This window comes from Candidatus Kryptoniota bacterium, assembly GCA_036567965.1.
In the GTDB taxonomy this organism is placed as follows: Bacteria; Bacteroidota; Ignavibacteria; order Kryptoniales; family JAKASW01; genus JAKASW01.
Genome location: DATCTN010000008.1, coordinates 44,692 through 69,580, shown reverse-complemented (window position 1 = coordinate 69,580; position 24,889 = coordinate 44,692). Strand labels below are relative to the sequence as shown.

General features: G+C 50.5%; 23 protein-coding genes. 21 read left to right on the top strand and 2 right to left on the bottom strand.

All coding sequences use genetic code 11. The features are described from left to right. Window positions 1-24: 24 nt before the first annotated feature. The 21 genes from VIS48_03270 (at window position 25) to VIS48_03170 (ending at window position 22,210) form a co-directional block, all read left to right on the top strand. Complete coding sequence (locus tag VIS48_03270) at window positions 25-2,136, top strand: penicillin-binding transpeptidase domain-containing protein (protein HEY9165162.1); 2,112 nt, start codon at window positions 25-27, stop codon at window positions 2,134-2,136. Then, window positions 2,133-3,626 carry a UDP-N-acetylmuramoyl-L-alanyl-D-glutamate--2,6-diaminopimelate ligase gene (locus VIS48_03265; GenBank protein HEY9165161.1) on the top strand — a complete coding sequence of 498 codons (1,494 nt, stop codon included), beginning with the start codon at window positions 2,133-2,135 and terminating at the stop codon, window positions 3,624-3,626. The genes VIS48_03270 and VIS48_03265 overlap by 4 nt, the downstream gene beginning before the upstream one ends. After that, window positions 3,623-5,026 (top strand): UDP-N-acetylmuramoyl-tripeptide--D-alanyl-D-alanine ligase, encoded by a 1,404-nt coding sequence (gene murF, locus VIS48_03260; protein HEY9165160.1) that lies wholly within the window; start codon window positions 3,623-3,625, stop codon window positions 5,024-5,026. The genes VIS48_03265 and murF overlap by 4 nt, the downstream gene beginning before the upstream one ends. Next, window positions 5,026-6,135, top strand: coding sequence for a phospho-N-acetylmuramoyl-pentapeptide-transferase (gene mraY, locus VIS48_03255; GenBank protein HEY9165159.1), 1,110 nt, complete (start codon window positions 5,026-5,028; stop codon window positions 6,133-6,135). Before murF ends, mraY begins: the two co-directional genes overlap by 1 nt. A gap of 1 nt (window position 6,136) precedes the next feature. Next, on the top strand, window positions 6,137-7,510 hold the full coding sequence (gene murD / locus VIS48_03250; GenBank protein ID HEY9165158.1) for a UDP-N-acetylmuramoyl-L-alanine--D-glutamate ligase: 1,374 nt from the start codon (window positions 6,137-6,139) through the stop codon (window positions 7,508-7,510). Beyond that, window positions 7,507-8,754, top strand: a complete 1,248-nt coding sequence (locus tag VIS48_03245) for a putative peptidoglycan glycosyltransferase FtsW (GenBank protein ID HEY9165157.1) — start codon at window positions 7,507-7,509, stop codon at window positions 8,752-8,754. The genes murD and VIS48_03245 overlap by 4 nt, the downstream gene beginning before the upstream one ends. Then, window positions 8,754-9,845, top strand: coding sequence for an undecaprenyldiphospho-muramoylpentapeptide beta-N-acetylglucosaminyltransferase (gene murG, locus VIS48_03240; protein ID HEY9165156.1), 1,092 nt, complete (start codon window positions 8,754-8,756; stop codon window positions 9,843-9,845). The genes VIS48_03245 and murG overlap by 1 nt, the downstream gene beginning before the upstream one ends. Next, entirely contained in the window at window positions 9,838-10,299 is a 462-nt protein-coding gene (locus VIS48_03235; protein HEY9165155.1) for a hypothetical protein, read from the top strand. The genes murG and VIS48_03235 overlap by 8 nt, the downstream gene beginning before the upstream one ends. Continuing rightward, window positions 10,292-11,695: a UDP-N-acetylmuramate--L-alanine ligase gene (gene murC / locus VIS48_03230; protein HEY9165154.1), complete on the top strand. Its 1,404-nt coding sequence runs from the start codon at window positions 10,292-10,294 to the stop codon at window positions 11,693-11,695. The genes VIS48_03235 and murC overlap by 8 nt, the downstream gene beginning before the upstream one ends. A gap of 4 nt (window positions 11,696-11,699) precedes the next feature. Next, the gene (locus VIS48_03225; GenBank protein ID HEY9165153.1) at window positions 11,700-12,491 is read left to right on the top strand and encodes an FtsQ-type POTRA domain-containing protein; all 792 of its coding nucleotides are present in this window, start codon (window positions 11,700-11,702) and stop codon (window positions 12,489-12,491) included. Window positions 12,492-12,500: 9 nt separating this feature from the next. Then, window positions 12,501-13,793: a cell division protein FtsA gene (gene ftsA / locus VIS48_03220; protein ID HEY9165152.1), complete on the top strand. Its 1,293-nt coding sequence runs from the start codon at window positions 12,501-12,503 to the stop codon at window positions 13,791-13,793. A 17-nt stretch (window positions 13,794-13,810) separates the two neighbouring features. Further along, entirely contained in the window at window positions 13,811-15,052 is a 1,242-nt protein-coding gene (ftsZ, locus tag VIS48_03215) for a cell division protein FtsZ (protein ID HEY9165151.1), read from the top strand. A 68-nt stretch (window positions 15,053-15,120) separates the two neighbouring features. Continuing rightward, entirely contained in the window at window positions 15,121-15,810 is a 690-nt protein-coding gene (locus tag VIS48_03210; GenBank protein HEY9165150.1) for a response regulator, read from the top strand. Between the two features lie 4 nt (window positions 15,811-15,814). Beyond that, on the top strand, window positions 15,815-17,170 hold the full coding sequence (locus VIS48_03205) for a sigma-54 dependent transcriptional regulator (protein ID HEY9165149.1): 1,356 nt from the start codon (window positions 15,815-15,817) through the stop codon (window positions 17,168-17,170). A 166-nt stretch (window positions 17,171-17,336) separates the two neighbouring features. Continuing rightward, the gene (locus VIS48_03200) at window positions 17,337-17,699 is read left to right on the top strand and encodes a metalloregulator ArsR/SmtB family transcription factor (protein ID HEY9165148.1); all 363 of its coding nucleotides are present in this window, start codon (window positions 17,337-17,339) and stop codon (window positions 17,697-17,699) included. Window positions 17,700-17,748: 49 nt separating this feature from the next. Beyond that, the gene (gene arsM, locus VIS48_03195; GenBank protein ID HEY9165147.1) at window positions 17,749-18,507 is read left to right on the top strand and encodes an arsenite methyltransferase; all 759 of its coding nucleotides are present in this window, start codon (window positions 17,749-17,751) and stop codon (window positions 18,505-18,507) included. 88 nt (window positions 18,508-18,595) lie between these two features. Further along, on the top strand, window positions 18,596-19,036 hold the full coding sequence (locus tag VIS48_03190) for an arsenate reductase ArsC (GenBank protein HEY9165146.1): 441 nt from the start codon (window positions 18,596-18,598) through the stop codon (window positions 19,034-19,036). Then, entirely contained in the window at window positions 19,033-20,103 is a 1,071-nt protein-coding gene (gene arsB, locus VIS48_03185; protein HEY9165145.1) for an ACR3 family arsenite efflux transporter, read from the top strand. Before VIS48_03190 ends, arsB begins: the two co-directional genes overlap by 4 nt. Window positions 20,104-20,194: 91 nt before the next feature. Further along, window positions 20,195-20,839 (top strand): ferredoxin family protein, encoded by a 645-nt coding sequence (locus tag VIS48_03180; GenBank protein HEY9165144.1) that lies wholly within the window; start codon window positions 20,195-20,197, stop codon window positions 20,837-20,839. A 47-nt stretch (window positions 20,840-20,886) separates the two neighbouring features. Continuing rightward, complete coding sequence (locus tag VIS48_03175; protein ID HEY9165143.1) at window positions 20,887-21,138, top strand: thioredoxin family protein; 252 nt, start codon at window positions 20,887-20,889, stop codon at window positions 21,136-21,138. Window positions 21,139-21,154: 16 nt separating this feature from the next. Beyond that, window positions 21,155-22,210: a permease gene (locus VIS48_03170; protein ID HEY9165142.1), complete on the top strand. Its 1,056-nt coding sequence runs from the start codon at window positions 21,155-21,157 to the stop codon at window positions 22,208-22,210. Between the two features lie 257 nt (window positions 22,211-22,467). Here the strand turns inward: VIS48_03170 and pstS (VIS48_03165) are convergent, their stop codons facing one another. Together pstS (VIS48_03165) and pstS (VIS48_03160) are read right to left on the bottom strand one after the other, a co-directional pair. Further along, window positions 22,468-23,514: a phosphate ABC transporter substrate-binding protein PstS gene (gene pstS, locus VIS48_03165; GenBank protein ID HEY9165141.1), complete on the bottom strand. Its 1,047-nt coding sequence runs from the start codon at window positions 23,512-23,514 to the stop codon at window positions 22,468-22,470. 289 nt (window positions 23,515-23,803) lie between these two features. Continuing rightward, complete coding sequence (gene pstS, locus VIS48_03160) at window positions 23,804-24,847, bottom strand: phosphate ABC transporter substrate-binding protein PstS (GenBank protein ID HEY9165140.1); 1,044 nt, start codon at window positions 24,845-24,847, stop codon at window positions 23,804-23,806. Window positions 24,848-24,889 lie beyond the last annotated feature (42 nt).

Sequence of the window (24,889 nt, the reverse complement as noted above, 5' to 3'; positions counted from 1 at the left end):
AGGATCCTTTTCGGGTTAGTCTTTGTGGCAATTGTTGTGAGACTCGGTTTCGTTCAGGGGGTAAGAGGCTTTTTCTATCAGCGAGTCGCCCTCAGACAGTATGAAAGCCGTGTACCCCTTCACGCTAACCGGGGACTTATATATGATCGGAATGGGAGTCTCATCGTTTCAAACAACTATGGATACTCATTTGCAGCTGACCCCCAATTATTGGACGCTTCAGCAAAAAAAGAAGTCGCCCAGAAATTCTCGGCTGTATTCGGTAAACCGGCCTCGTATTTCGAGGACAAGCTGAATTCAAAATCGCATTTCGTGTGGCTCGCGCGAAATGTTGACTCCGATCAGTCCGCATCACTGGCTCAATTGAAGGTTTATGGATTGATACGCCTTCAGGAACAGCAGAGGTTATATCCGTATGGTTCCGTTGCAGGCCAGGTTCTGGGTTTCACAAATGTTGACGGGAAAGGTGCAAGTGGGATAGAACTGGAGTTTGATTCGCTGCTCGCGGGAAGGGACGGGTACGAAATAATGCAGCGCGACGGAATTGGAAGACGCATGCCGTCCGTCGATTATCCGAAGGTCGACCCGGTTCCGGGCTGCAGCGTTCAGCTTACACTCGACATGAACATCCAACAGATAGTCGATGAAGAACTCGCCGCGGGAGTCCAGAAGACGAAAGCTGAGTCAGGGACGGCGGTATTCATGGACCCCTCGACGGGTGAAGTGCTCACAATCGCAAACTATCCCTCATTCAACCCATCCGACTATCAGAAATATCAACTGGCGGATGCCAGAGACAGGTCGATCACCGATGTGTTCGAGCCCGGTTCGACTTTTAAGGTTGTAACAGCATCTGCAGCTCTCGAAGAAGGTCTTGAGAAGCCGGGCGACATGATATTCGCGGAGAACGGCAGATACACTCTGTACGGCAGAGTAATTGAAGACTTCGAAAGCGCCGGCTGGATTACATTCAGGCAGGCAGTCGAGATTTCCAGCAATATTGCTTTTTCGAAAGTCGGACGAAAAATACCACCCGACAAATTCTACAGGTACGCAAGAGACTACGGGTTCGGCGTCCCGACCGGTGTAGAATTGCCCGGTGAAGTTCCTGGCGATCTCGAGAAGCCGTACAAATGGTCAAAACTGTCGCTTCCGTACATGTCGTTCGGCTACGAGGTCCTCGTGACAACCTTGCAGATGGCTCAGGCGTACGCAGCCGTCGCTAACGGCGGAACACTCATGAAGCCGTATGTGGTAAACAGGATAACCGACCCAACCGGCAATATCGTTTTCCAAAATGAGCCCGTGGCGATTAGGAGAGTAGTGACACCGGAGGTTGCACAGACTTTAAGCGGCCTGTTTGTAGACGTGGTTGAACACGGAACAGGTACACCTACGAAAATGAACGACCTTCTCATCGCAGGAAAAACTGGCACCGCGCAACAACTCGTTGATGGGAAATACTCGAAGACGTATTATCACGCGTCATTTGCCGGCTATTTCCCTGAACCTAATCCTGTTATCGTCGGGTATATAATGATTGACTCGCCCATGAACGGGTACACTGGTGGTACAGTGGCTGCGCCGATATTCAAGAAAATCGCAGAACGAATTTACGGCATACTGCAAAAAAGGACCACGACGCTCTCCAATTCCGACTTGAGATTCGTTTCAAACGGGACACCCGGCATCCCCCAGCCTCCGGAAGTGAAATCAAAGCCGCAGCAGTACGTTGATCAAGGAAATCTTCTTAGCGTTCCCGACGTGACATTTCTCGATGTGAAATCCGCAAGTGCCATCCTCAGGAATCTCGGGTTCGACGTTGGCGGTGGAGATAGCGAAGACCTGGTAGTCAAATCGCAGAAACCGTCCGGAGGTACGATGGTCCCCAAGGGAACGCTAGTCGAACTGTCAGCAATAGACGCGCGGAAAATTTCAAGGATGCCGGACTTCAAAGGAGAGAGCGTGAGAAAGGCGACGAGCTTTCTCCTGTCAGCAGGGATCCCATTTCAGGTCGTCGGAAGCGGAAGAATTGTCGGACAGTCTCCGCGAGCCGGCGAACAGGTCAGCAAGAAAACAGTCGTGATAATTAGTTGCGAGAATAAAACGCAGAGCGTTTCAGAGTTGTACAGATGAAGTTAAATGATCTTATCCGGAATTTGCCGGTAAAGGAAATCGTCGGAGACACAGACAGGGATATTTCGGAGATCGCCTACGATTCCAGGACGGTAAAGGAGGGATCGCTCTTCGTCGCGCTGAAAGGAACACAGGTCGACGGACATCGCTTCATCGCGGATGCAATAGGTAGCGGCGCGAGCGCGGTCGCGGTCGAGGACAACAGTATCGTCAATGACGACTACTTCCTCTCTCACCACACCACTAAAATACTTGTCCTCAATACCCGCCGCGCTCTTGCCCTAATCTCCGCTAATTTCTTCGACCATCCGGCTGAACGGCTTAAGAATGTGGGTATCACCGGCACAAACGGAAAGACCACGACAACATATCTCGTGAAATCGGTTCTCCAGGCTGCCGGCGAAAGAGTCCTCCTGGTCGGCACGATCGGGTACATGCTGGGAGATGAGCCTTTCGAACCCGCAACGCATACCACTCCGGAATCCTTTGAGATTAATAGAATCATGGCTTGTGCTCTCGAGCGGAAAGCGACGAGCACAGTAATGGAAGTTTCGTCTCACTCGCTTGCTATGGATCGCGTTTTCGGCATACCATTCCGGATCGCGATGTTCTCGAACCTGACACAGGATCACCTGGATTTCCACCACACCATGGAAGAGTATTTCCAGTCGAAAAAAATATTTTTCGACACAGTTCCCTCCTCGAGCTTCGCGCTCTCGAACCTTGACGACCCCTACGGGAAACGAATCGTAAGCAACACGCAGGCTCATAAGATGTTTTATGGGTTCGAAAGCGGCGCCGACTTTCAAATCAGGAATTTCAGTTTCGGCGTCGACGGAATAAAGCTTGCGATCGCTTACCAGGGAAAAGAATACCCGGTAGTTTCCAGACTTATCGGAAAGTTTAACGCCTACAATCTGACCGTCTCGTTCGGCGCGGCGGTCCTTCTCGGTCTCGAACCGGGATTTGTCGCTTCAGAACTGAGTAAGTTCAAGAGTGTAAGGGGAAGATTTGAGAGAGTCGACACCGGCAGGGATTTCACGGTGATAATCGATTATGCCCATAGTCCCGATTCATTTCAGAAAACGCTCCTGGCAGTAAGAGAAATTCTCAAAACCGCGAACAAAAACGGCCGGCTGACCATGGTATTCGGCTGCGGCGGCAACAGGGATCGGACGAAACGCCCGCAAATGGGAAAGATAGCGGAGGAATTGAGCGACAGGGTCATAGTTACGACCGACAACCCGCGGAACGAAGACCCCGAAAAGATTTCAGACGAGATTGTGGCCGGGATGCCGCAGGGCAGTGAGAAGGTTCTAAGAATATTGGACAGGAGTAAAGCAATTCAGGAAGCTCTCAGACTTGCGCGACCGAACGATATCATCCTTCTCGCGGGTAAAGGCCACGAGAATTATCAGGACATAAATGGTGTCAAGCATCATTTCGATGAACGGGAAGAAGTGAAGAAGGCATTAGGGTTGGCAAATTGATTTCCATAGATGACATACGCCGCCTGCAGACCGCCGGATTCATGAATCTGAAATTCAAATCCGCCGAAAGCGTATCAACGGATTCACGAAGTGTCTCCGGCGGTCAGGTTTTCTTCGCACTGAGAGGCGAAAATTTCAACGGCCATGATTTTGTACGGGCGGCAATCGACAGAGGTGCGGTCTGCGCAGTGGTCGACAGGAAATGGTACGAAGATAACAGTGCCCATGTGTCGGATCTCCCGCTCGTAATAGTGGAGAACACCATCGGTGCACTTGGCAGGCTAGCTCAGATTTACAGAAGCAAATTCGAAATTCCAGTCATAGCGGTCGGGGGCTCGAACGGCAAAACGACGACGAAAGAAATGGTCGCAAGAGTTCTTGCCCGGAAGTTCAAAGTCTTAAAGACGTCCGGCAACCACAACAACCAGATAGGAGTGCCGCTCACGATCCTGCGGCTCACACGAACTCATGAAGCAGCTGTTGTCGAAATCGGCACAAACCAGCCGGGTGAAATCAGGCGTCTCTGCGAGTATCTCCGGCCTACCGCGGGTTTGGTCACGAACATCGGCAGCGAACATCTCGAATTCTTCCGCAGCATCGCCGGCGTGAAAAAGGAAGAGGGTCAACTCTACAAGCATCTTTCGGGAACCGGCGGACTTGCGTTCGTGAACATGGACGACGAGAGTGTCGCTGAAATGGCGGAGGGCGTCCGCCTTAAATTCCGGTACGGATTTTCCGGCGGCGCAAAAACAAGGCGCGAGGTCGAGGGAAGGTTGTTCGGATTCGATTCTTCAGGTCGGGCACTATTTGAAATCAAGTACGGAGGAAAAACAGAGCTTGTCCATCTTGCCGTACCGGGCGTTCATAACGCATTTAATGCTCTTTCGGCGGCGGCGGTGGGTTTCCATTATGGAATTGGCGCGTTTGAAATAAAGAAAGCGCTCGAAGGTTACAGGTCGTTTGAAAAAAGGATGGAGCTCCTGAAGATTCGCGGCATAACAATTCTCAACGACACTTACAATTCCAATCCTGAATCGGCAATTGCCGCGCTTAGCTGGCTCTCGATGGTGAAATCAAAAGGCAAGCGAATCGTCGCAATGGCGGATATGCTTGAACTAGGCAAGTCTTCGAAGCGTGAGCACCAGCGGGTGGGTAAGAGAATTGCCCGCGAGAAGTTTGATTATCTGTTCACCTTCGGCGACATGGCAGCGGAAATACGGAATGCGGCCGACAGCAAGCTGGAGAGCGAATCGTTCGCCGACAAAAAAGAACTTTCAGAAAAACTCCTCAGAACAGTTGCTCCCGGTGATGTGGTCCTGGTAAAAGGCTCCCGCGGGATGAAGATGGAAGAGGTTGTCAATGCGCTCGTTGAAGGGCTCGAAAATCGAGGCGGACGCTGATGCTTTATTATCTTTTCGATTTCTTTGAAAAGCAATTTCATCCGCCTGGATTCGGAGTGTTTCGGTATATCACCTTCCGCTCCGCGCTTGCAGCCATCACTGCTCTCTTCATCAGCTTCGTGATAGGCCCTGTGGTTATGAGAAAGTTGCACAAATATCAGATCGGAGAGCAGGCGAAAGTAGAAGGACCTAAGTCGCATCTCTCCAAAGCCGGAACTCCGACCATGGGAGGAATCATCATCCTCGGTTCGGTCGTGGTCCCGCTCCTGCTATGGGGCGATTTGCAGAACAATTACATACTGCTGATTCTTCTCATTACTATCTGGCTCGGGCTTCTCGGATTCGTGGACGATTACCTCAAGGTCGTCAAGAAGAAGAGAAAAGGATTGATAGCTCGATACAAACTCATCGGCCAGGTCGCGATCGGACTTTTTGTCGGCGCGGCTCTTTACTTCTCTCCCCAGTTTCATCCCTTCAATTCGATTACAACAGTTCCCTTTTTCAAGAATCTGAATTTCGATTACTCATATTTCTACATACCGGTGGTAATATTCGTAATCACGGCGACATCGAACGCCGTAAATCTTACTGACGGGCTCGACGGCCTGGCGATCGGAATAGTCGGGATAACAGCATTGACGCTCGCACTGATGTGTTATGTTTCGGGCAACGTCGAGTTCAGCCGCTATCTGAACATCATTTATCTCCGCGGCTCCGGCGAGCTGACCGTTTATTGCTTTGCCCTTGTCGGCGCGTCGCTCGGATTCCTCTGGTACAATTCATACCCGGCACAGGTGTTCATGGGCGATACCGGGTCGCTTGCGCTCGGCGGGGCGGTGGCTGGCATTTCAGTGATGATAAAAAAGGAGCTCGTCCTCCCGATACTGGGGGGAATCTTCCTCGCCGAAGAGCTTTCGGTAATCATCCAGGTCCTCTATTTCAGATATACGAAGAAGAAGTTTGGTGAAGGAAGACGGGTATTCCGGATGGCTCCGCTTCATCATCATTTCGAGCTGGACGGCGTACCCGAGCCGAAAATTGTGACAAGGTTTTATATCGCCGGGATTCTCCTGGCGATCCTGAGTCTAACGACTTTCAAGGTGAGATAATTTGGGCAGGCCTGAGAAAATAAAATCTGCAAGAGTGTCGATCCTCGGTGCGGCTCGGAGCGGGTTGGCCGCGGCAAAACTCCTGAAGAACCAGGGCGCGAGCGTGTTCGTGAGTGATAATAAACCTCTCGATAAAGCGGCCCAGGAAATGCGGACGCTCGACGAAATGGGAATTCAGTACGAGTTCGGAGCGCATTCGGACAAAATATTCGATTGTGATTTTATAGTGGTCAGTCCGGGTGTTCCTTCAAATTCAAATCTCGTACAGCATGCGATGAAAGTCGGGCTGAACGTCTACAGCGAGGTCGAAGTGGCATGGTGGTTCTGCCGGGCACCGATAGTTGCGATCACGGGATCGAACGGAAAAACAACCACTACGACTCTTACAGGAAAAATTTTCGAGCGATCGGGAAGAAAAACCGTGGTCGCAGGCAACATCGGTTTTCCGATGTCCGATTACGTTACCGATGTGGACGAAGACTCTGTAGCTGTCCTGGAAGTGTCGAGCTTCCAGCTTGATCATATCGACACTTTCAAACCTAAGGTCGCGGTACTTCTTAACATTACTCCGGATCATCTTGACAGATATGAGAATTACCAGGCGTACATGACGTCGAAGTTCCGGATCTTCATAAATCAATCGCCACAAGATTTTTCCATCTACAATAACGATGACGAAGCGGTCAGAAAATATTGTGAGGATCTGTCCACTTTGAAGCTGGCTTTCAGCACGACGGACAGCGCGTTCGGAAAAGAGAGGATAACATGCGGCGCGTATGCCGAAGAAGGTAAAGTCTACCTGGTAAAGGACGGAGATTCGGAGTTCCTTATCAATGCGGACGACATCAAGATCCGCGGGATTCACAATCTATATAATTCTCTGGCGTCAGCACTTGCAGCGAGAGCCCTAGAGGTACCGATGTCGGTCATAGCTGACACGCTGCGGGAGTTTGCGGGCGTGGAACACCGGCTTGAGCCGGTACGTGAACTGGATGGAGTCCGGTATATCAACGACTCGAAGGCGACAAATGTCGATGCGGTCTGGTATGCGCTCGGAAGTTTCGATTCTCCTATTGTCCTGATCGCCGGCGGCAAGGACAAGGGCAACGATTACTCGCCTCTCTTTACTCTCGTCAGAAAGAAAGTCAGGTCGATGGTGCTCATCGGTCAGGCTGCCTCGAAGATGCAAAAAGAGTTTTCCGACAAGACGAAGTGTGTGATGGCCGCATCGATGGAAGACGCAGTCCTGAAAGCGCGGGCCGATGCAAAGGACGGCGACATAGTTTTGTTATCGCCGGCATGCGCGAGCTTCGACATGTTTCAGGATTACGAACACAGAGGCAGAGAATTTAAACGTTTGGTGATGGAGCTTTGAGTCGCATAACATTACATAAACCCGCCGTCGACACGCAGCCCGGTCAGACCGGCGAGGAATCCTTGCGCGCACAGAGAAGACCGATGAGACCCGCGGACAAATGGTTTCTGTTCGCGGTGCTGTCGCTCATGTTCATGAGCCTCGTGGTCGTATATAGCGCTAGTGCATTTTGGGCCGAGCTGAAATTTCAGAACCCGGCGTACCTCCTGCGCAGTCATCTCTTTAAGGTGCTTGTCGGTGCCGTTATGATTTTTGTATTTGCAAAGCTCGATTATCACAGGTATCGGAAATATGCTTTACAGCTGATGTTGCTTGCCGGATTCCTGCTGCTCGCCGCTCTAGCCCAAAGGGTCATTATAAAAGGTGCAGCGCGATGGATTCATTTGGGAATAGTCAGCTTCGAGCCCTCGGAAATCGCGAGAGTAGCGATTCTTTTCTTCGTCGCCGCATATCTTGCCGAAAACGCGGATAAACTCGACGATTATCGAAGTCTTTTCTATCCCATAGCTGCTGCCGCAGTAATCACCGGTCTTATTGCTTTGCAGCCGAATTTCAGTACCGCTTTAATGATAATGGCTGTCGTTGGTATTCTCTTCGTCGCTGGCGGTGTGAAAAAGAGTCATCTGGCAGCGCTTGTCGCAATTGCTCTCGTCCTCGGAGCTGCCATAATGATGTTTGAATCGTATCGAGTCGCCAGAGTAGAGTCGTGGATGAAACAAGGCGGGGGGAACTACCAGGTACAACAGTCAGTAATTGGTTTTGGCAACGGGGGGATCTTCGGAGTGGGACCCGGTAACAGCAGGCAGCGGAACTTGTTCCTGCCGGAATCATACGGTGACTTCATCTACTCCGTGATTGGCGAAGAATACGGTTTATGGGGCTCTGTAATCGTAATGCTCATGTTCCTGTTCATTGCATTCCGCGGAACGGCGATCGCAAAGAAGGCGCCTGACAGGTTCGGTTTTCTTATCACCACTGGAATCACAAGCGGGATTTGCCTTTACGCTTTCGTGAATGCCGGTGTTGCGATCGGTCTCTTCCCGACGACCGGACTTCCGATGCCGTTCATCAGCTATGGCGGAACGGCTATGATAATAAATTCTGTAGTTGTCGGGATTCTTCTGAACGTCTCGAAACAAATTCCGATGGAAGTTCGTGCTGAATCTGCCGAGGCGAATGCGAAAGCCTGCAGGAAGTCGAAGCCTCTCAACGATGACCCGGTAGTCGGGAGGGTGTACAGTTGATGATGAAAGTTCTTTTCGCTGGAGGCGGAACGGGGGGCCATCTCTTCCCTGCCATTGCCATCGCGGAACGACTTGTCGGTTCGAGTGGCATCGACGTAATGTTCGTCGGCACGAAAAATAAAATTGAAGCGCGCGTGGTTCCACAACTCGGCTACAAATTCCGGACTCTGTGGATCGGAGGTTTCTCAAGAAAGTTCAGGATGTCGAACCTTCTTTTACCGTTGAAGGTCATCGTTTCGATCATTCAATCGTTGAGACTTCTTTTTTCCTACAGGCCAAATGTCGTCGTCGGCACCGGCGGATATGTTTCGGGCCCGATCTGTGCCGCGGCGGTCATGACCGGAACGCCAATCGTACTCCAGGAGCACAACAGTTATCCGGGAGTGATGACAAGAATGTTCGCGCCGTTTGCGCGAGAGACACACATTGCATTTGAGGCATCGAGGAGATATTTTCGTGTGCAAAAAAATCTTCGGCTTACGGGAAGTCCCGTGAGGCGAATGCCGAAGCTCAGTCGCGAGGAAGGGTTGAGCTATTTCGGACTTAGCGCCTCGAGGCGAACGCTCCTGGTAACAGGTGGCAGCCTGGGAGCAGTGAGACTCAACAGCGCAGTACTGCAAGTCGTTGACGATTTAACAGGCCGCAATTATCAGTTGATCTGGCAGACGGGCGCGTCTGACTTTGAACGAGTCAGCGAATGCCGGAACATTCACCCCGACAGCATCAGGGTCGAGAAGTTCGTAGAAAAAATGGAGTACGCTTATGCGGCGGCTGATATCGCCGTCTGCAGAGGCGGGGCGACAACCGTCGCTGAACTCGTCTATTTTAATCTCCCCTCTCTCATCGTCCCCTATCCGTACGCCGCGGCAAATCATCAGGTCGAGAATGCACGCGCGCTCGTCGATTCGGGTGCGGCAGTCATGGTGGAAGAGTCGCAAATTGCGGACATATTCCGTGCTACCCTTCTCGATCTCATCGACCACCCGGAAAAGCTGGAGAGGATGAGGGACAGAATAAAGAACCTTTCACACCGTGACGCAGCTGAAACGATCGCGAAGTCTATCATGGCGATAGGCGGCGCAAATGAGTAAACATTTCAAACGGAGATTTGAATTCTATTACCAATCTGTAGCCGGTTACGCGGTCGCGCTTATTCTATATGCGCTGGTGAGAGGCACGTTCGCAGAAAGCGAGTTCAAAATCGTGTTTAAGGACCCGATCGTTTATGCGTTTGCTGTTGTCCTGGTCTATTCAATCTATATCCTTTTCTACAATATGCTGTACCAGCGGGATATCGTTGTCACGGACGATTCGATCATACTGCAAAACCGGTTCGACAGCAAGACTATCAAGCTGAGCGATCTCGAATGGATCCGCGTGGGCAGGGCGAAACGCATGAAGGTACGCGGCAGCTTCAAGGTCATTAAGCTGAAACTGAAAGACCAGATGAGAGCAGTCAGGATCAATCCCGTCCATTTCCACGACGAGCAGGAGATGACGGAGACATTCAGAGAATTAAGCCGGCGAGTAGGCGGAAATGTTTAAGAGCGTTAGAAGAATCCACATGGTCGGAATCGGAGGAATCGGCATGAGCGGCATTGCTGAGATTCTCCTGGACCAGGGCTTTGAAGTGAGCGGATCAGACAGGCAGCTCTCCGAGATAACCGACCGGTTGAAAAAATTGGGCGCGAAGATCTATAAGGGTCACAGCTCAAAAAATCTTGGGCAAGCCGATGTGGTCGTTTATTCGTCTGCGGTCCATCAGGATAATCCGGAACTTCTTGCGGCAATGGACAAGAAGATTCCTGTCATTCGGCGTGCGGAGATGCTCGCGGAATTGATGCGCATGAAATACGGAATCGCGATCGCCGGCACACATGGCAAGACGACCACGACAAGTATGACAAGCCTGGTGCTGATGGAGGGCGGGCTCGACCCGACTGTTATTGTCGGCGGCAAACTCTCGAGTTTCGGAGGGACGAATGCGCGGCTCGGACATGGCGAGTATATCGTCGTAGAGGCGGACGAATTCGACAGGTCGTTCCTTCAGCTCACGCCTGTGATCGGCGCGATTACCACCCTGGAACGCGAACATCTCGACATCTATACGGATCTTGAAGACATCAAGCGGGCATTCGTGGAATTTGCGAACAAGGTTCCATTTTACGGCTTTGTAATCCTTTGTCTCGATGAGCCGTCGATTCAGGAAATACTCCCGCTAGTCAGGAAGAAAGTTGTCACCTACGGCCTGAACGCGCAGGCCGATCTGAGAGCTGTGAATATTTCTTTTAACACCAACCACTGCAAGTATACACTTTTGCGGAACGGAAAAGATTTGGGCGAGATCGCTCTGAACGTGCCGGGAGTCCATAACGTGAAGAATTCACTTGCGGCTATCGGAATCGGATTGGAGCTGGGCATAGAATTCCCGAGCATCAAGAAAGCCGTCGAGATGTTTACCGGCGTTTATCGCCGGCTGGAGTTGAAGGCGGAAGTTGACGGCGTGATGGTGGTGGACGATTATGCCCACCATCCGACTGAAGTCGAAGCGACCCTTTCCGCGCTGAAATCAGGCTGGCCGCAGAAAAGGGTTGTCGCAGTTTTTCAACCGCATCTATTTTCGCGCACCCGTGATTTTCATGACGAATTCGGACGGAGCTTCCTGAATGCCGACGTCCTTGTCGTCACCGAGATTTATGCTGCCCGTGAAGAGCCGATTCAGGGAATCACCGGAGAGCTGATCGTCAACGACGCGCGCGCGTTCGGACACAAAGAGGCGTTCTACGTGGCTGACAAGAGACAGCTTCCGGATTTCCTGCTCAAAGTCGGGAAAGCGGGTGACATCGTAGTTACACTGGGCGCGGGCGACATCACGAAGTACGGTGAAGAGTTTGTTTCGAAACTGAAGTCTGCTTCCGGCAGACAAGGAACCAGGAAATAAACCGGTGAACAAAATTGAAAGGACATATCTGAATTTTGTTCTGACCATCTCGGCGTTCGTCGCTCTTTTCCTTATTTCACAGAACTGGAAGAATCAGTTGACTCTGGACAATGTGGTCGTGTATGACACAAGAATCCTCGGGCCCGATGAAATAAAAGCGCTGGCCGATCTGTCGAGCGGGCGCCCGTTGTTTGCCGTGAGTCTGTCTGATGTCTCGAAGCGTGTCGAGAAGAATCCGTTCGTAAAACAGGCCATCGTGGTGCGGGCTATTCCGTACGATCTGACGATTACGATCCGTGAACGCAATCCGATAGGTCTTGTGGCCGCAAGCGGCCAGGTTCTTTCCGTGGACGACGCAGGCATCATCCTCCCGCTTCCGCTTGGTCGGAAAAACGATCTTCCGGTGATTACTAATGTGTATAGCAGCGTACAGGTGGGCGATACTGCCAAGGGTAGCTTGATGCAGGCGGTCAAGTTTCTCACCGATGCAAAACGTATCAGCCCGTCGATCAGTGCAGGTATTTCAGAGGTCAGGCTGGCGGGGGACGGACTTGTGGCTTACACCACCTCCGCGTCTCTTCCTGTCTTCATTGGAAAGAACGACTTTGATAGGAAACTTCTTTACTTGCAGGAATTTTTCTTGAAGCTCGCCGCCGGTGGCCTGCAATGCAGTTATGTCGATCTCAGATACAACGGACAGATTATCGTGGGAACCGATTCGGAAAGCTCTCTTGAGAAAGTTTCCTCGGAAGCCGTAGCGTCACAATCTCGGGGATCGGCTGGTAAAGTAAACTGAGGAGTGTAAATGAATAGTAACATTATCGTGGCGCTGGATATCGGGACGACGAAAGTCTGTGTACTTGTAGTTGAGAGTGACCAGAACGGGAAACTGAACGTCCTCGGCATCGGAACAAGCAAGTCCGGCGGGATGAGCCGCGGTGTCGTCGCGAATATCGATAGAACGGTCAAGTCGATTCAGGAAGCAATTCAGATTGCGGAATCGAAACCGGGCACGAAAATCAAGAGCGCTATCGTCGGGATTGCCGGCGAGCACATAGACAGTTTCAAGACGAACAGCATTATCACGATCAGCAATCCCGATCACGAAATTACCGAATCTGATATCGACCGGCTCATCGAAGATTCCCGGCGGGTCCATCTCTCGCGCGACAGGGAAATCATACATATCATACCACAGGAATTCGTGATCGATGGTCAGACCGTGACTCATGATCCGATCGGAATGGCAGGCGTCAGAGTGGAAGCATCCATGCACGTCGTCACCGGGCTCGTTACCGCCGCGCAGAACATCCACAAGTGCGTCGAGAGAGCGGGATTGAAAGTGGACGAGCTCGTGCTCCAGCCGCTCGCGTCGAGTTACGCCGTCCTGACCGAAGACGAGAAGGAAGTCGGCGTCGCACTTCTCGACATCGGCGGCGGAACGACAGACCTGGCTGTTTTCGAAGACAGGACAATCAGGCACACAGCAGTAATCCCTATCGCCGGCGATCACATAACGACGGACATTAGAAAAGGTCTGGGGATTCTGCCGGAGCAGGCCGAGGACCTAAAGGTGAACCACGGCTACGCGATGGTGTCGGAGGTCGTGGACGATGAACCGATATTAATTCCGGGAATCGGCGGCCGCAAGCCGATCGAGATAAACAAGAAACTCCTGGCGCAGATAATTCAGCCGCGCGTCGAGGAGCTGCTCGACATCGTGGCGATGGAAGTGAAGAGGTCAGGTTATTCACGGCATCTGTCTGCGGGAATTGTCTTGACCGGTGGAGGCGCGCTCCTGAAAGGGATGCCGGAATTGGTCGAATACGTGCTGGGCGTACCCGCAAAGATCGGGATACCGCAATCATTCGACGGCGGATTTGCGAGGGAAGTGGAGAACCCGATTTATGCCACCGCAGTCGGACTGGTTCAGTACGGTCTCAAGAGAGGCATGGGAAAATCGACGATCGAGTTTGCAGAAAAACAGCAGGCAGAGCGTGCAGAAGAGAAGGCTAATCGTCAGGAAGGCAAAGGCATCTTCGGCAAGGGAATGCAGTTTCTGAAAAAGTTTATTAATAAAAACATCGACAATGTTTAAAAAGGAGGCATAACAACGTGTTCGAACTTGACACAGAAAAACAAGGCCCGCGGATCAGAGTCGTAGGCATTGGCGGATGCGGCGGAAATGCTGTAAACAGCATCGCCAAGCGCGGCATCCACGGTGTTGATCTGATCGCGATGAACACCGACTTACAGGATCTCGAGCGAAGCGTTGTACAGAACAAGATCCAGATCGGGAAGAACACTACTCGCGGATTGGGTGCAGGTTCGAACCCCGACATCGGCAGGCGTGCCGCTATCGAAGCGCGTGAAGATATTTACCGCGCGCTGAAGGACAGCGACATGGTGTTTGTCACCGCCGGAATGGGCGGAGGAACAGGCACAGGCGCCGCGCCGATTGTTGCCAGCATTCTCAAAGGCCTCGACCGGGACGACGTCAAGAAAGAAGTCCAGGACGAGCGTACTCCCCTCGTAGTTGCGGTGGTAACAAAGCCGTTCGTGAACGAGGCGAAAGAGAGGATGCGGAATGCCGACAGCGGCATTGAAGAACTGAAGAAATATGTCGATGCATTAATTGTCATCCCGAATGAGAAACTTCTCACAATTTCGGACAAAACTGCGGGTTATCTTGCTTCCCTGCAGAGAATATACGATGTCCTCTACGACGCGATCAGAGGGATATCCGAGATTATCACGAAACCCGGCTTTGTCAATGTCGATTTCGCAGATGTGCGGACGGTCCTAGCCTCCAGGGGCGACGCAATAATCGGAACCGGCGTGGCAAGCGGAGAAAGACGCGCGGCGGAAGCGGCATCGGCAGCAATCTCCAACCCGCTCCTTGAGGAAGTTTCACTGGAACGCGTCGAAGGGATTCTCGTCAGCATCACTGCCGGCACCAGTTTCAGTCTCCATGAGTTCGATGAGATCGTCAAGACCGTAAGAAGCGTCGCGAAAAATGGAGACGACGAGACTAAAGTGATCGTCGGCGTATCTATCGATGAAAAACTCGAGAAGGACGTCATGGTCACCGTCATCGCAGCCGGACTTAACAGCCGTCCGCAGACTCTGCCGACACCGACGCCGGATCCGAGAAAACGCCTCACGTTTAAGGAGAAGGATCGGGCGAAAGAACAGACGTGGAGCATCAAAGACTGGCGTTCGTTCGACGAACCGACGTTCGAAAGAAATGGAATTAATATTCATCTCAACAAACTTGACGAAGAAAACGAATCCGGTCAGCCTGTGGAACAAAAGACGGGAGAAAGGCCGGCGTTTCTTAGGAAGGTGATGGATTGACAATTGACAATTGGATTAATCAAATGGAAGCTTTAAACTCTGTAACCGAGATAAGGAAGCTTTTTGCTATGGAAAAGCGCGAATTAAATATTATGATGATCGAAGACGATCCGGATATTCCGAAACTGGCGCGTCTTTACCTCAAACCTTATAAAGATGCCGAATTCAATCTCGTGTGGGTTGAGACCGGTGAAGATGCGATGAAGTTTTTGCAGGATAGTCAGAATCTCGATATCATCTTAGTCGACTATCAGCTTCCCGGAATGAACGGTCTCGAGACCACAAGGTTGATTCGCGAAAAAGGACTCAAGGCTCCGATAGTCTTTCTGACGAACGCGATCGATTTCAAACTCGCTATCGAAGCGATGAAGCTCGATGTGGAAGACTATCTCCTGAAAGAAGAGGCGATAACTTCGATTCTTCCGAGCATCATTCTCAATGTAGTTGAGCGTGTAAGGCTTCGTGAAAAATTGGCTGAGGCTGAAGTCAACAAGGTTGCTCAGCGTGAAAGGATCGACGGCATAAAGAGTCTGATCGTCACTATTTCTCACGAGCTGAACAATCCACTCGCGGCTTTGAAGCTTGCAATAAATGTTCTCCAGCGCAAGCAGCTTTCGCCCGATATCATGAGTTACCTTGCCATCATGAAGGAAAACACCGAACGCATTGAAGGTGTGGTTGCCAAACTCAGAGATCTCAAGGGCGACAAGGTGACGGCTTATATCGGCAACATCAAGATGATAGACCTGTCTGAATGACGAAATGGCCGACATTGTACAGGCGCTTGTAGTCGATGATGAAAAGAACGTAACCGATCTTCTCAAGCTTCAACTCGTAGAAATCGGTTATTCCGTCGACACGGCGGGCGACGGTGCAGTAGCTATCAACAAAATTCAGGCCAAGCACTATGATGTAATTTTGCTTGATCTGAAAATGCCGCGCATAAACGGGATAGAAGTCCTTAAATTCGCTAAGGAGAACCAGCCGGACGCGCAAGTAATCATTCTGACCGGCTATGGGGACATTAAAACTGCGGTAGACACGATAAAACTCGGCGCCTTCGATTTCATCACAAAACCGTATAATTTTGACGAGCTCCTCGTTTCAATTAAGAACGCCATAGAGATGCGGCGCCTCCTTGTCGACAACAAACTGATGAAGCTTCAGCTTGACGACGGGAAGTACGAGATTATCGGAGACAGCCCTGCGCTCAAAAGCGTTGTGGATCTAGCGCTGAAGGTGGCACAGAGCGACGCCTCGGTCATGATCACCGGTCCGAGCGGCTCTGGAAAAGAGCTGATAGCACATCTCATCCACCGCAACAGCGAGAGGGCCCAAAAGCCGTTTGTCGCAGTTAACTGCGCTTCAATCCCCGACACGCTTATAGAGAGCGAGTTGTTCGGCCACGAAAAAGGCGCCTTTACCGACGCGCACTCCCTCAAACAGGGACTCACGGAAATTGCCGATGGCGGCACCCTCTTTCTCGATGAAGTCGGCGACATCAGTTACTTGGTCCAACCGAAGCTTCTCCGGTTCATCGAAACCGGAACATTCAGGAGAGTTGGCGGCACGGTGGAAATGCTTGTCAATACAAGAATCATCTCGGCGACAAACAAGGATATTGAGCGCGAAGTAGAGGACGGGAAGTTCCGGGAAGATCTGTTGTACCGCTTGAATGTTGTGCACGTCGAAATCCCGCCTCTCAACCAACGGCGCGAAGATATTCCTCTTCTTGTCGATCACTTTCTTTCGAAAAAACAAACGTCGCGTCGTGTGAGAAACATATCACCAGAGGCACTCAAGCTTTTGATGAATTACGACTGGCCTGGAAATATCCGCGAGCTCGAAAACGTGATTGAGCGCGCCGCAATTCTCGCGACAGCTGAAGAGATCACACCTGAGTTCATCGCACTCGCGGCCAGGACGAGGACACCCGACCTGAGGAGGATTCCCACCAGACTTTCGATTGCCGAGCTCGAAAAGATTCACATAGAGAACGTACTTAAAGCAAACGGGTACAACAGGGCGCACTCTGCTCAGGCTCTCGGAATAAGCCTGAAGACGCTCTACTTAAAGATCAAGAGCTATAATATTCAAACCCCCACCGCAAAAGGCTGACTCTCCTTCGCTGCTTCCTGGGCTGAATCCAAAACTTCCTTTCATTTATCGCTGATGCCAGGAGCTTATTCCGCATTCCTCCGCCGGTAAAAAATCTCTTTCTGGAGTTGTACTTGCTTCTTAAATGGCGGTTGATTATCATATCAATACAAATTGATATGACTACATGGATAAAGTTCTAATATCGATCAAGGCCGTCTCCGAAGAGATCCGTGTAAGGCTGCTCATGCTTCTGATGGACCGGGAAGCATGCGTATGCGAGCTGATGTCGGTGTTCGGAATGGCCCAATCGAAACTCTCGCATCACCTCATCACCCTCCGCGATGCGGGGCTGCTGCAGGATGAGAAGCGCGGCAAATGGAATTACTACCGTGCCACGACGAAAGCTCTCGACACGTTAAACCGCGAGTTGGTAATCTCACTGTCACGCTGGCTTGTAAACGATGAGACACTCGAAAAAGACCGGAAGTCCCTCCTGAAGGCGAAACAGTGCAGCACTGTAGGTTCGTATAGGAAAATGCACGCCTGAAAAATTTTTTGTCAAAACGCATCAACTTAGTTTGATGAAAGGAGTTGTCATGAAAAGTGATTCTCAGATCAAGGAAGAAGTGAGAGAAAAGTATGCAGAAATAGCGAGGGGGGACATGAAGTCGATCAAGAACACTTCAAAATCCTGCAGCTGCGGAAGCAAGGAAGTCGTCGACCTTTCTCTTCACTACAAGGACTCGGACACCGCTTCCATCCCTGACGGAGCCGATCTAGGACTTGGCTGCGGGACTCCTACCGCGTTCGCGGACATCCTGGAAGGAATGACCGTGCTTGATCTCGGCTCCGGCGCCGGAGTCGATTGCTTCATTGCGGCGAAAGAGGTCGGGCCGCGCGGAAAAGTCATCGGAGTTGACATGACGAAAGAGATGATCGACAAAGCGAACCAAAATAAGGCTAAGATTAATGCCGGCAATGTCGAATTCCGACTTGGCGAAATCGAATCACTTCCTGTCGAAGAAAATACGGTCGACCGCGTCATCAGCAATTGTGTAATTAATCTTGTACCGAACAAGGAAAAGGCATTCGGCGAAATCTGTCGTGTCTTGAAAAAGGGCGGCAAGCTCACGGTTTCGGACATTGTGACAGACGGCCAGATCACAGAAGCAGAACGGCTCGACGCGTCGTTATGGGCGGGGTGCGTAAGCGGTGCGCTTGACAAGAAGGAATATCTGAACATCATTACCAACGCAGGCTTTGAAGATGTTCGTGTCACGGCTGAAAGCAAGACCGACTACCAGTTGTCAAGCGGAGCAAGTGTCTACTCGATAACAGTAACAGCAACTAAGTAGTGGTTTTCAATCGATCCCTCGATCGCAGTTGTGCGTCGGGGCGTTTAGAACGGATGAACAAAATAGGTTGGAGGTCCAGTTGGATATAATGAAAGTGCTCTTTGTCTGCGTTCACAACAGCGCAAGAAGCCAGATGGCTGAAGCGTTCCTCAACAAGTACGGCGGAGGAAAATTTGTGGCCGAGAGCGCCGGTCTCGAGCCGGGGAAACTTAATCCCATCGTTGTTCAGGCAATGAGTGAGATCGGAATAGATATATCTCGTAATGAAACGAAAAGTGTCTTGGAATTCTTCAAGCAGGGAAGAAGGTACAGTTATGTCATCACGGTCTGCGACGAATCAAATTCCGAGAAGTGCCCGATTTTTCCGGGGGCATTGAAGACGCTTCATTGGAGTTTCAACGATCCCTCGGTGCTGACGGGAAGTCGCGAGGAGAAACTTGCGGGGACAAGGATAATTAGAGATGAGATTAGCACCCGCGTGCAACAGTGGGTCAAAGAATTGGCTGCCGACCAGGTCGTTGTGAGATGAAACCGGATACACGCAGGCTCTCGTTCCTGGACAGATATTTGACGTTGTGGATATTCGGAGTAATGTTTTTAGGAGTATCGGCAGGATATTTCTTCACTTCAGTAGCCGGCTTCTGGAGTGAGTTCCAGAGCGGCACAACTAACATTCCCATCGCCGTCGGATTGATATTGATGATGTATCCGCCGCTGGCGAAGGTGAAATACGAGGAATTAGGGAAAGTCTTTCGGAACGGTAAGATTCTGTCGCTTTCTCTGATTCAGAACTGGGTGATTGGACCGATAGTCATGTTCCTGCTCGCGGTGATCTTCCTTCACAATTATCCTGAATACATGGCGGGATTGATATTGATCGGGCTTGCGCGCTGCATCGCGATGGTGATAGTCTGGAACGAGCTTGCACAGGGGAACACGGAGTATGCCGCCGGACTTGTCGCGCTCAATTCGATATTCCAGGTCCTGTTTTACTCGCTCTACGCTTATGTTTTCCTGACGATTCTTCCCAACTGGTTGGGACTGAACTCATTCAAGGTTGATGTGACCATTCGACAGATAGCTGAGAGTGTTTTCGTCTATCTTGGAATTCCGTTCATCGCTGGTATCATTACGCGGTTTACTCTTATCAGAGTCAAAGGAAAAGAATGGTATCATATCAAGTTCATTCCAAAGATCAGTCCGATTACACTGATCGCGCTGCTGTTCACAATCTTCGTCATGTTTTCGCTGAAAGGAAGATTGATCGTCCAGATACCGGTGGACGTGGTCAGGATCGCAGTGCCGCTCATATTGTATTTTGTGGCGATGTTCTTCGTCTCATTCTGGATGGGAAAGAGAGTCGGCGCAGATTACAGTAAGACGGCAACCCTTTCATTCACAGCAGCGAGCAACAACTTTGAGCTGGCGATAGCAGTAGCGATTGCCGTCTTCGGCATCAATTCAGGCGAGGCTTTTGCGGCGGTGATCGGGCCACTTGTCGAAGTGCCGGTGTTGATCAGCCTCGTAAATATGTCGCTTAGGTTTCAAAAAAAGTATTTCCATTCAAAGGAACGGCTAGAAACCTTGTCAGATTAACAAACGATCGAAATCTTCAGAAATAAATATTAGTCGGGGAGCTAAAAATGAAAATCAAAGTTTTCGATAGTGAAATCGAAGGGAGAAAAACATGTCAAAGGATTTGACCCAACTTAAATGGCACGGAATTCCACGGAGAGATATCCCATGGTTCCCAACACTTGATGAAGAAGCATGCATTGGCTGCGGTCTCTGCTACGTCTCGTGCGGCCGTGAAGTGTATGAGTACGACGACAAAAATCGTCATGTAGATGTTCCTCGCCCGTATAATTGTATGGTCGGCTGCTCGACCTGTGCAACTGTGTGTCCAACACAGGCGATTAGCTTCCCGCAGCGGGACGCCGTTTGGAAGATTGAGCGGGAGTTTAAGATATTTGGGATCGTGCGGCAAGCAGCGCGTACAAAAAAAGAAAAAGAGACCGTTCAGCGAGCACGCGAACAAGCACAGGAACAACTAAATAACCTCACCACGCATGTGCACATCGAGCTTGCAGGGGCATTTGGTGAAAAGAAATTTCTCGTGAAACTCCAGAGTCTGATTGCGGACAACCCGTATGATATCGTCAACCTAAAAATGGAAGTCCCGACTGTAAAAGGCTCTACAGAAGGTGCCCCCTCATACATGTCGTATGACCTGACATCAACAGGGCAGGAAGACGTGACTGGTTTTATGGATAAATTACGCAAGCTAATAAAAGATAACGGACTCGTTTTGGTCAATGAGATAAAGGCATAAGTTCGCTTTCAATAAAGCGAATTAACAAATAACAAAAAGAGAAAACAATGAAAATCAAAATTCTTGGTTCGGGATGTATGAATTGTCAGACTTTGGAAAAGAGAATGATCACCGCATTGAATGAGTTGAAGGTCGATGCCACGATCGATAAGATCCAGTCGTTCCAGGATATTGCCGCATACGGCGTTATGTCCACGCCTGCGCTGGTGATCGACGAGAAGGTCATATTTCAGGGAATGGTTCCGAAGATCGAAGCACTAAAGGAGATCGTCGCAAGGTTCAATAGCGCGCACGCTTAATAAAGAGAGAAGAGAAATGGCTTTAGCGGCTGCCGAAAAGCAAGATCATCCCGGTAACTTGAGGAAAAAAGCTCTTATCATATCAAGTCTGCTGCTCGTGTGGATAATCGTATATGTTTCTCTCCAATCGATCAGCGACGGAATAGTCTTCGGAATTATCAAAATGCAGCCGGCGAGTCGTGTGACTGAAACGGTTCGCTTTTTCCTTTTTGAAGCACCGAAGGTATTGATGTTGCTGGTCCTAATCGTGTTCGGAATTGGAATAATCCGGACGTACTTTTCTCCGGAAAAGACAAAGAGACTTTTAGGTGGAAAGAAAACTTTCGTTGGGAATATTCTTGCGGCTGCGCTCGGCATAGTGACGCCGTTCTGTTCATGTTCAGCGGTTCCGCTCTTCATAGGATTTGTCGAAGCGGGCGTTCCGCTCGGTGTGACTTTCTCATTCCTTATCTCGGCACCAATGATAAATGAAATTGCACTGGTTCTGTTATTCGGGTTGTTCGGCTGGAAAACCGCACTTCTTTATATCTCGACTGGACTGGTTATTGCAATCGCGTCTGGATTTGTAATCGGCCGTCTGCGAATGGAGAAGCACGTTGAGGATTGGGTTTACAAAACGAGAGCCGGCAACTCTGGAGAACTCGAAGAAACCTTGACTTTTTCTGACAGAATCAACCGTGGCATCTATTCGGTGAATGAAATCGTCGGAAAAGTCTGGCCGTATGTCCTCGCAGGCATAGCAGTCGGCGCATGGATTCACGGTTACGTACCTGAAAACTTCATGGCTGGGTTAATGGGAAAGTCTGCATGGTGGTCGGTGCCCGCTGCGGTAGCCATCGGCATTCCGCTTTACTCGAATGCAGCAGGGATCATCCCAATAGTTCAGGCGCTTCTCGAGAAGGGGGCATCGCTCGGCACTGTGCTGGCATTCATGATGTCGGTGATCGGTCTGTCACTACCCGAGACAATCATCCTTCGTAAGGTGCTGAAGCTTCGCCTTATTCTCATATTTGTCGGAGTCGTTGCCGTCGGCATTATTATCGTAGGCTATCTGTTCAATCTTATCTATTAGTAAGTCGGTCTTTGATTCTGGAAGGCGTGAGACCGCCAGGAAAAGTATGCCGGGAGTCGGGCGTTCCCGGATGCGAATAACTCGGAGGTGATCCTGTTTTTTTCCAGCTGCACCGCGTCATCTTTCCGCTGGCATCGAGCGAATCGTGCTTGTAACCACTCGCGGCGCTTTAGGTCTTGTGGATGAGTGAAGATAAGAAACGGAGCCTGAGCTTTCGCTTTCGGCTCCGCACTCATTCGGTTTAGCGGTTTGGCTGGTTACTTTAAGATGCTGCTTCCGTTGTACTCTACCATTTTGAGTTTTTGAACATCCAGCTCCTGGATCTTTTTTGGAAGCGGTGCATAGTCCAATGCAGTCGAATATTGCTGTCCTTCGGTGACTACCCACTTCATAAACTCGACTGTCGCCTTTCCAAGTTCGTAGTTCGTCTGGTGAACGTAAATAAGGAGCCATGTTGCACTGGAGATCGGATAGGAATCTTTTCCCGGCGCGTTCGTGATCGAGAATCTCAAGTCTTCTGGTAATGTCTTCGCAGCGTTCGCAAGAGCTTCTGTAACTCCCTTGATTGAAGGGTGAACGAACACACCCTCCACATTCTTAACGTCCGCAAATGGAATGTTGTTTTGAAGAGCGTAAATCAACTCGATGTATCCGATTGCTCCTGGCGTACGAGAAACCTGTCCGGACACTCCTTCGTTGCCTTTTCCACCGATTCCGACCGGCCAGTTCACGCTTGTTCCTTTGCCGACTTTGTCGTTCCACTCTTTCGAAACTTTGCAAAGGTAGTCCACGAAGATGTACGTTGTTCCGCTTCCGTCTGCGCGATGAACGACGATGATCTGTTGGTTAGGAAGATCGACTTTTGGATTCAGCTTCTTTATGCTTTCGTCGTTCCACATCGTTATCTTTCCGAGAAAAATATCTGCAATTGTTTCTGCGTCGAATTTCAAAATCTCATTGACGCCGGGGAGGTTGTAGGCAATGACATCGGCACCCAGAGTTTCAGGAATATGAAGGATCGGGCCGTGCGCCGAGTCGGCAGCATGGAGCTGTTCGTCGTTAAGTGGAGCGTCACTGGCTCCCCAATTTACCGTTCCGGCAATCATCTGTTTTATGCCGCCGCCGCTGCCGATCGATTGATAGTTGATCTGTACATCCGGCTTGAGGTTGTGGTACTCGTTGGACCACTTCGAAATCAACGGATAAGGAAAGGTAGCGCCGGCACCGTTTATGATTGTCTGTGCGTCCGTAAGGGCTGCGCAGAGTGCCACAATTGCAAACGCCAACATCACTCGCTTAAGCATATTATGTCTCCTAATTTTACTGTTATGGAAGTGTGTTTATTTTGCTGCGGAAACTTAAACCGCTCGCAATAAAGGATGCTTGTGGTGCCCAATTGCTCGCGATAATTTAACTGGTTGGTATGAAGTATGCGTTAATCCTCCGTTAAGGAGAAGTGAAACGCGGTTGAGAACCCGTGTGGAGACTCTTGGAAGTGGGGATAGGAAATGCCGGCCGGCGTCTCTAAAAATAGAAGCGGAGCCTTGGCTTTCGCTTTCGGCCCCGCATCCTCTTGCCCCGATGTTGCTAAGACTATTTCAACAGTTTCTTCCCGTTGTACCTGATGAGGCTCAGTTTCACCAAGTCCAATTTTTCGAGTTGCTTTGGTATTGGAGCATAATCAAGATCTGCGCAGTACTTCTGGCCGTTGGTGATCACCCAATGGATGAACTCCACGCTTGCTTTCCCGGACGCATAATCCGTCTGATTCTCGAAAACGAGAAGCCATGTTGCGCTCGAAATGGGGTACGATGCCTTTCCCGGCGCATCAGTGATAGAAAACCTGAGATCCTTGGGGAAGCTCTTTGCTGCTGCGGCAGCCGCAGCCGTGACGCCGTCAAGGCTCGGGTGGATGTAAACGCCAGCAGCGTTCTTCACATCTCCATAGCTTATGTTATTTTGGAGTGCGTAGATTAAGTCTGCATAACCGATCGCACCCGGAGTCCTTTCGACTTGGCCCGCCACACCCTCGCTTCCCTTCGCGCCGAGACCAACAGGCCAGTTTAGACTTGTTGAAACGCCGACTTGGTTCTTCCAGTCTGAGCTGATCTTTGACAGGTAGTCGGCAAATATATATGTCGTGCCACTGCCGTCAGCGCGATGCACCGGGATAATCGGTGTACTGGGGAAATTCACGCCGGGATTAAGATCCTTCAATCTCTGATCATCCCACGACTTGATCTTGCCGAGGTAGATGTCCGCGATGGTCGGACCGTCAAATTTCAACGTCTGGTTTACACCCGGGATATTGTACATCATTACTACTCCACCCATTGTCTCGGGAATGTGGAGCACCGGCCCGTGAGCTTTTTCCGCCGTTGCAGTTTGCTGGTCGGTCAGTGGTGCATCGCTTGCGCCGATGTTTACCGTGCCGGCAATAAGCTGTTGTATCCCACCTCCACTGCCAATAGACTGGTAATTGATCTGAATATCGGGTTTCATCTTATGATATTCTTCCGACCACTTTGAGAATAGCGGATAGACGAATGTGGACCCCGCTCCATTGACCACTGTCTGTGCCTGTGAAGCAGCTGCAATGAAAACAGCTGCTACCAGTATTAGAAACTTCTTCGGCATCTCTTTCCTCCTCCTAAGTTATGTGCTTTGTTATCTTTTTAG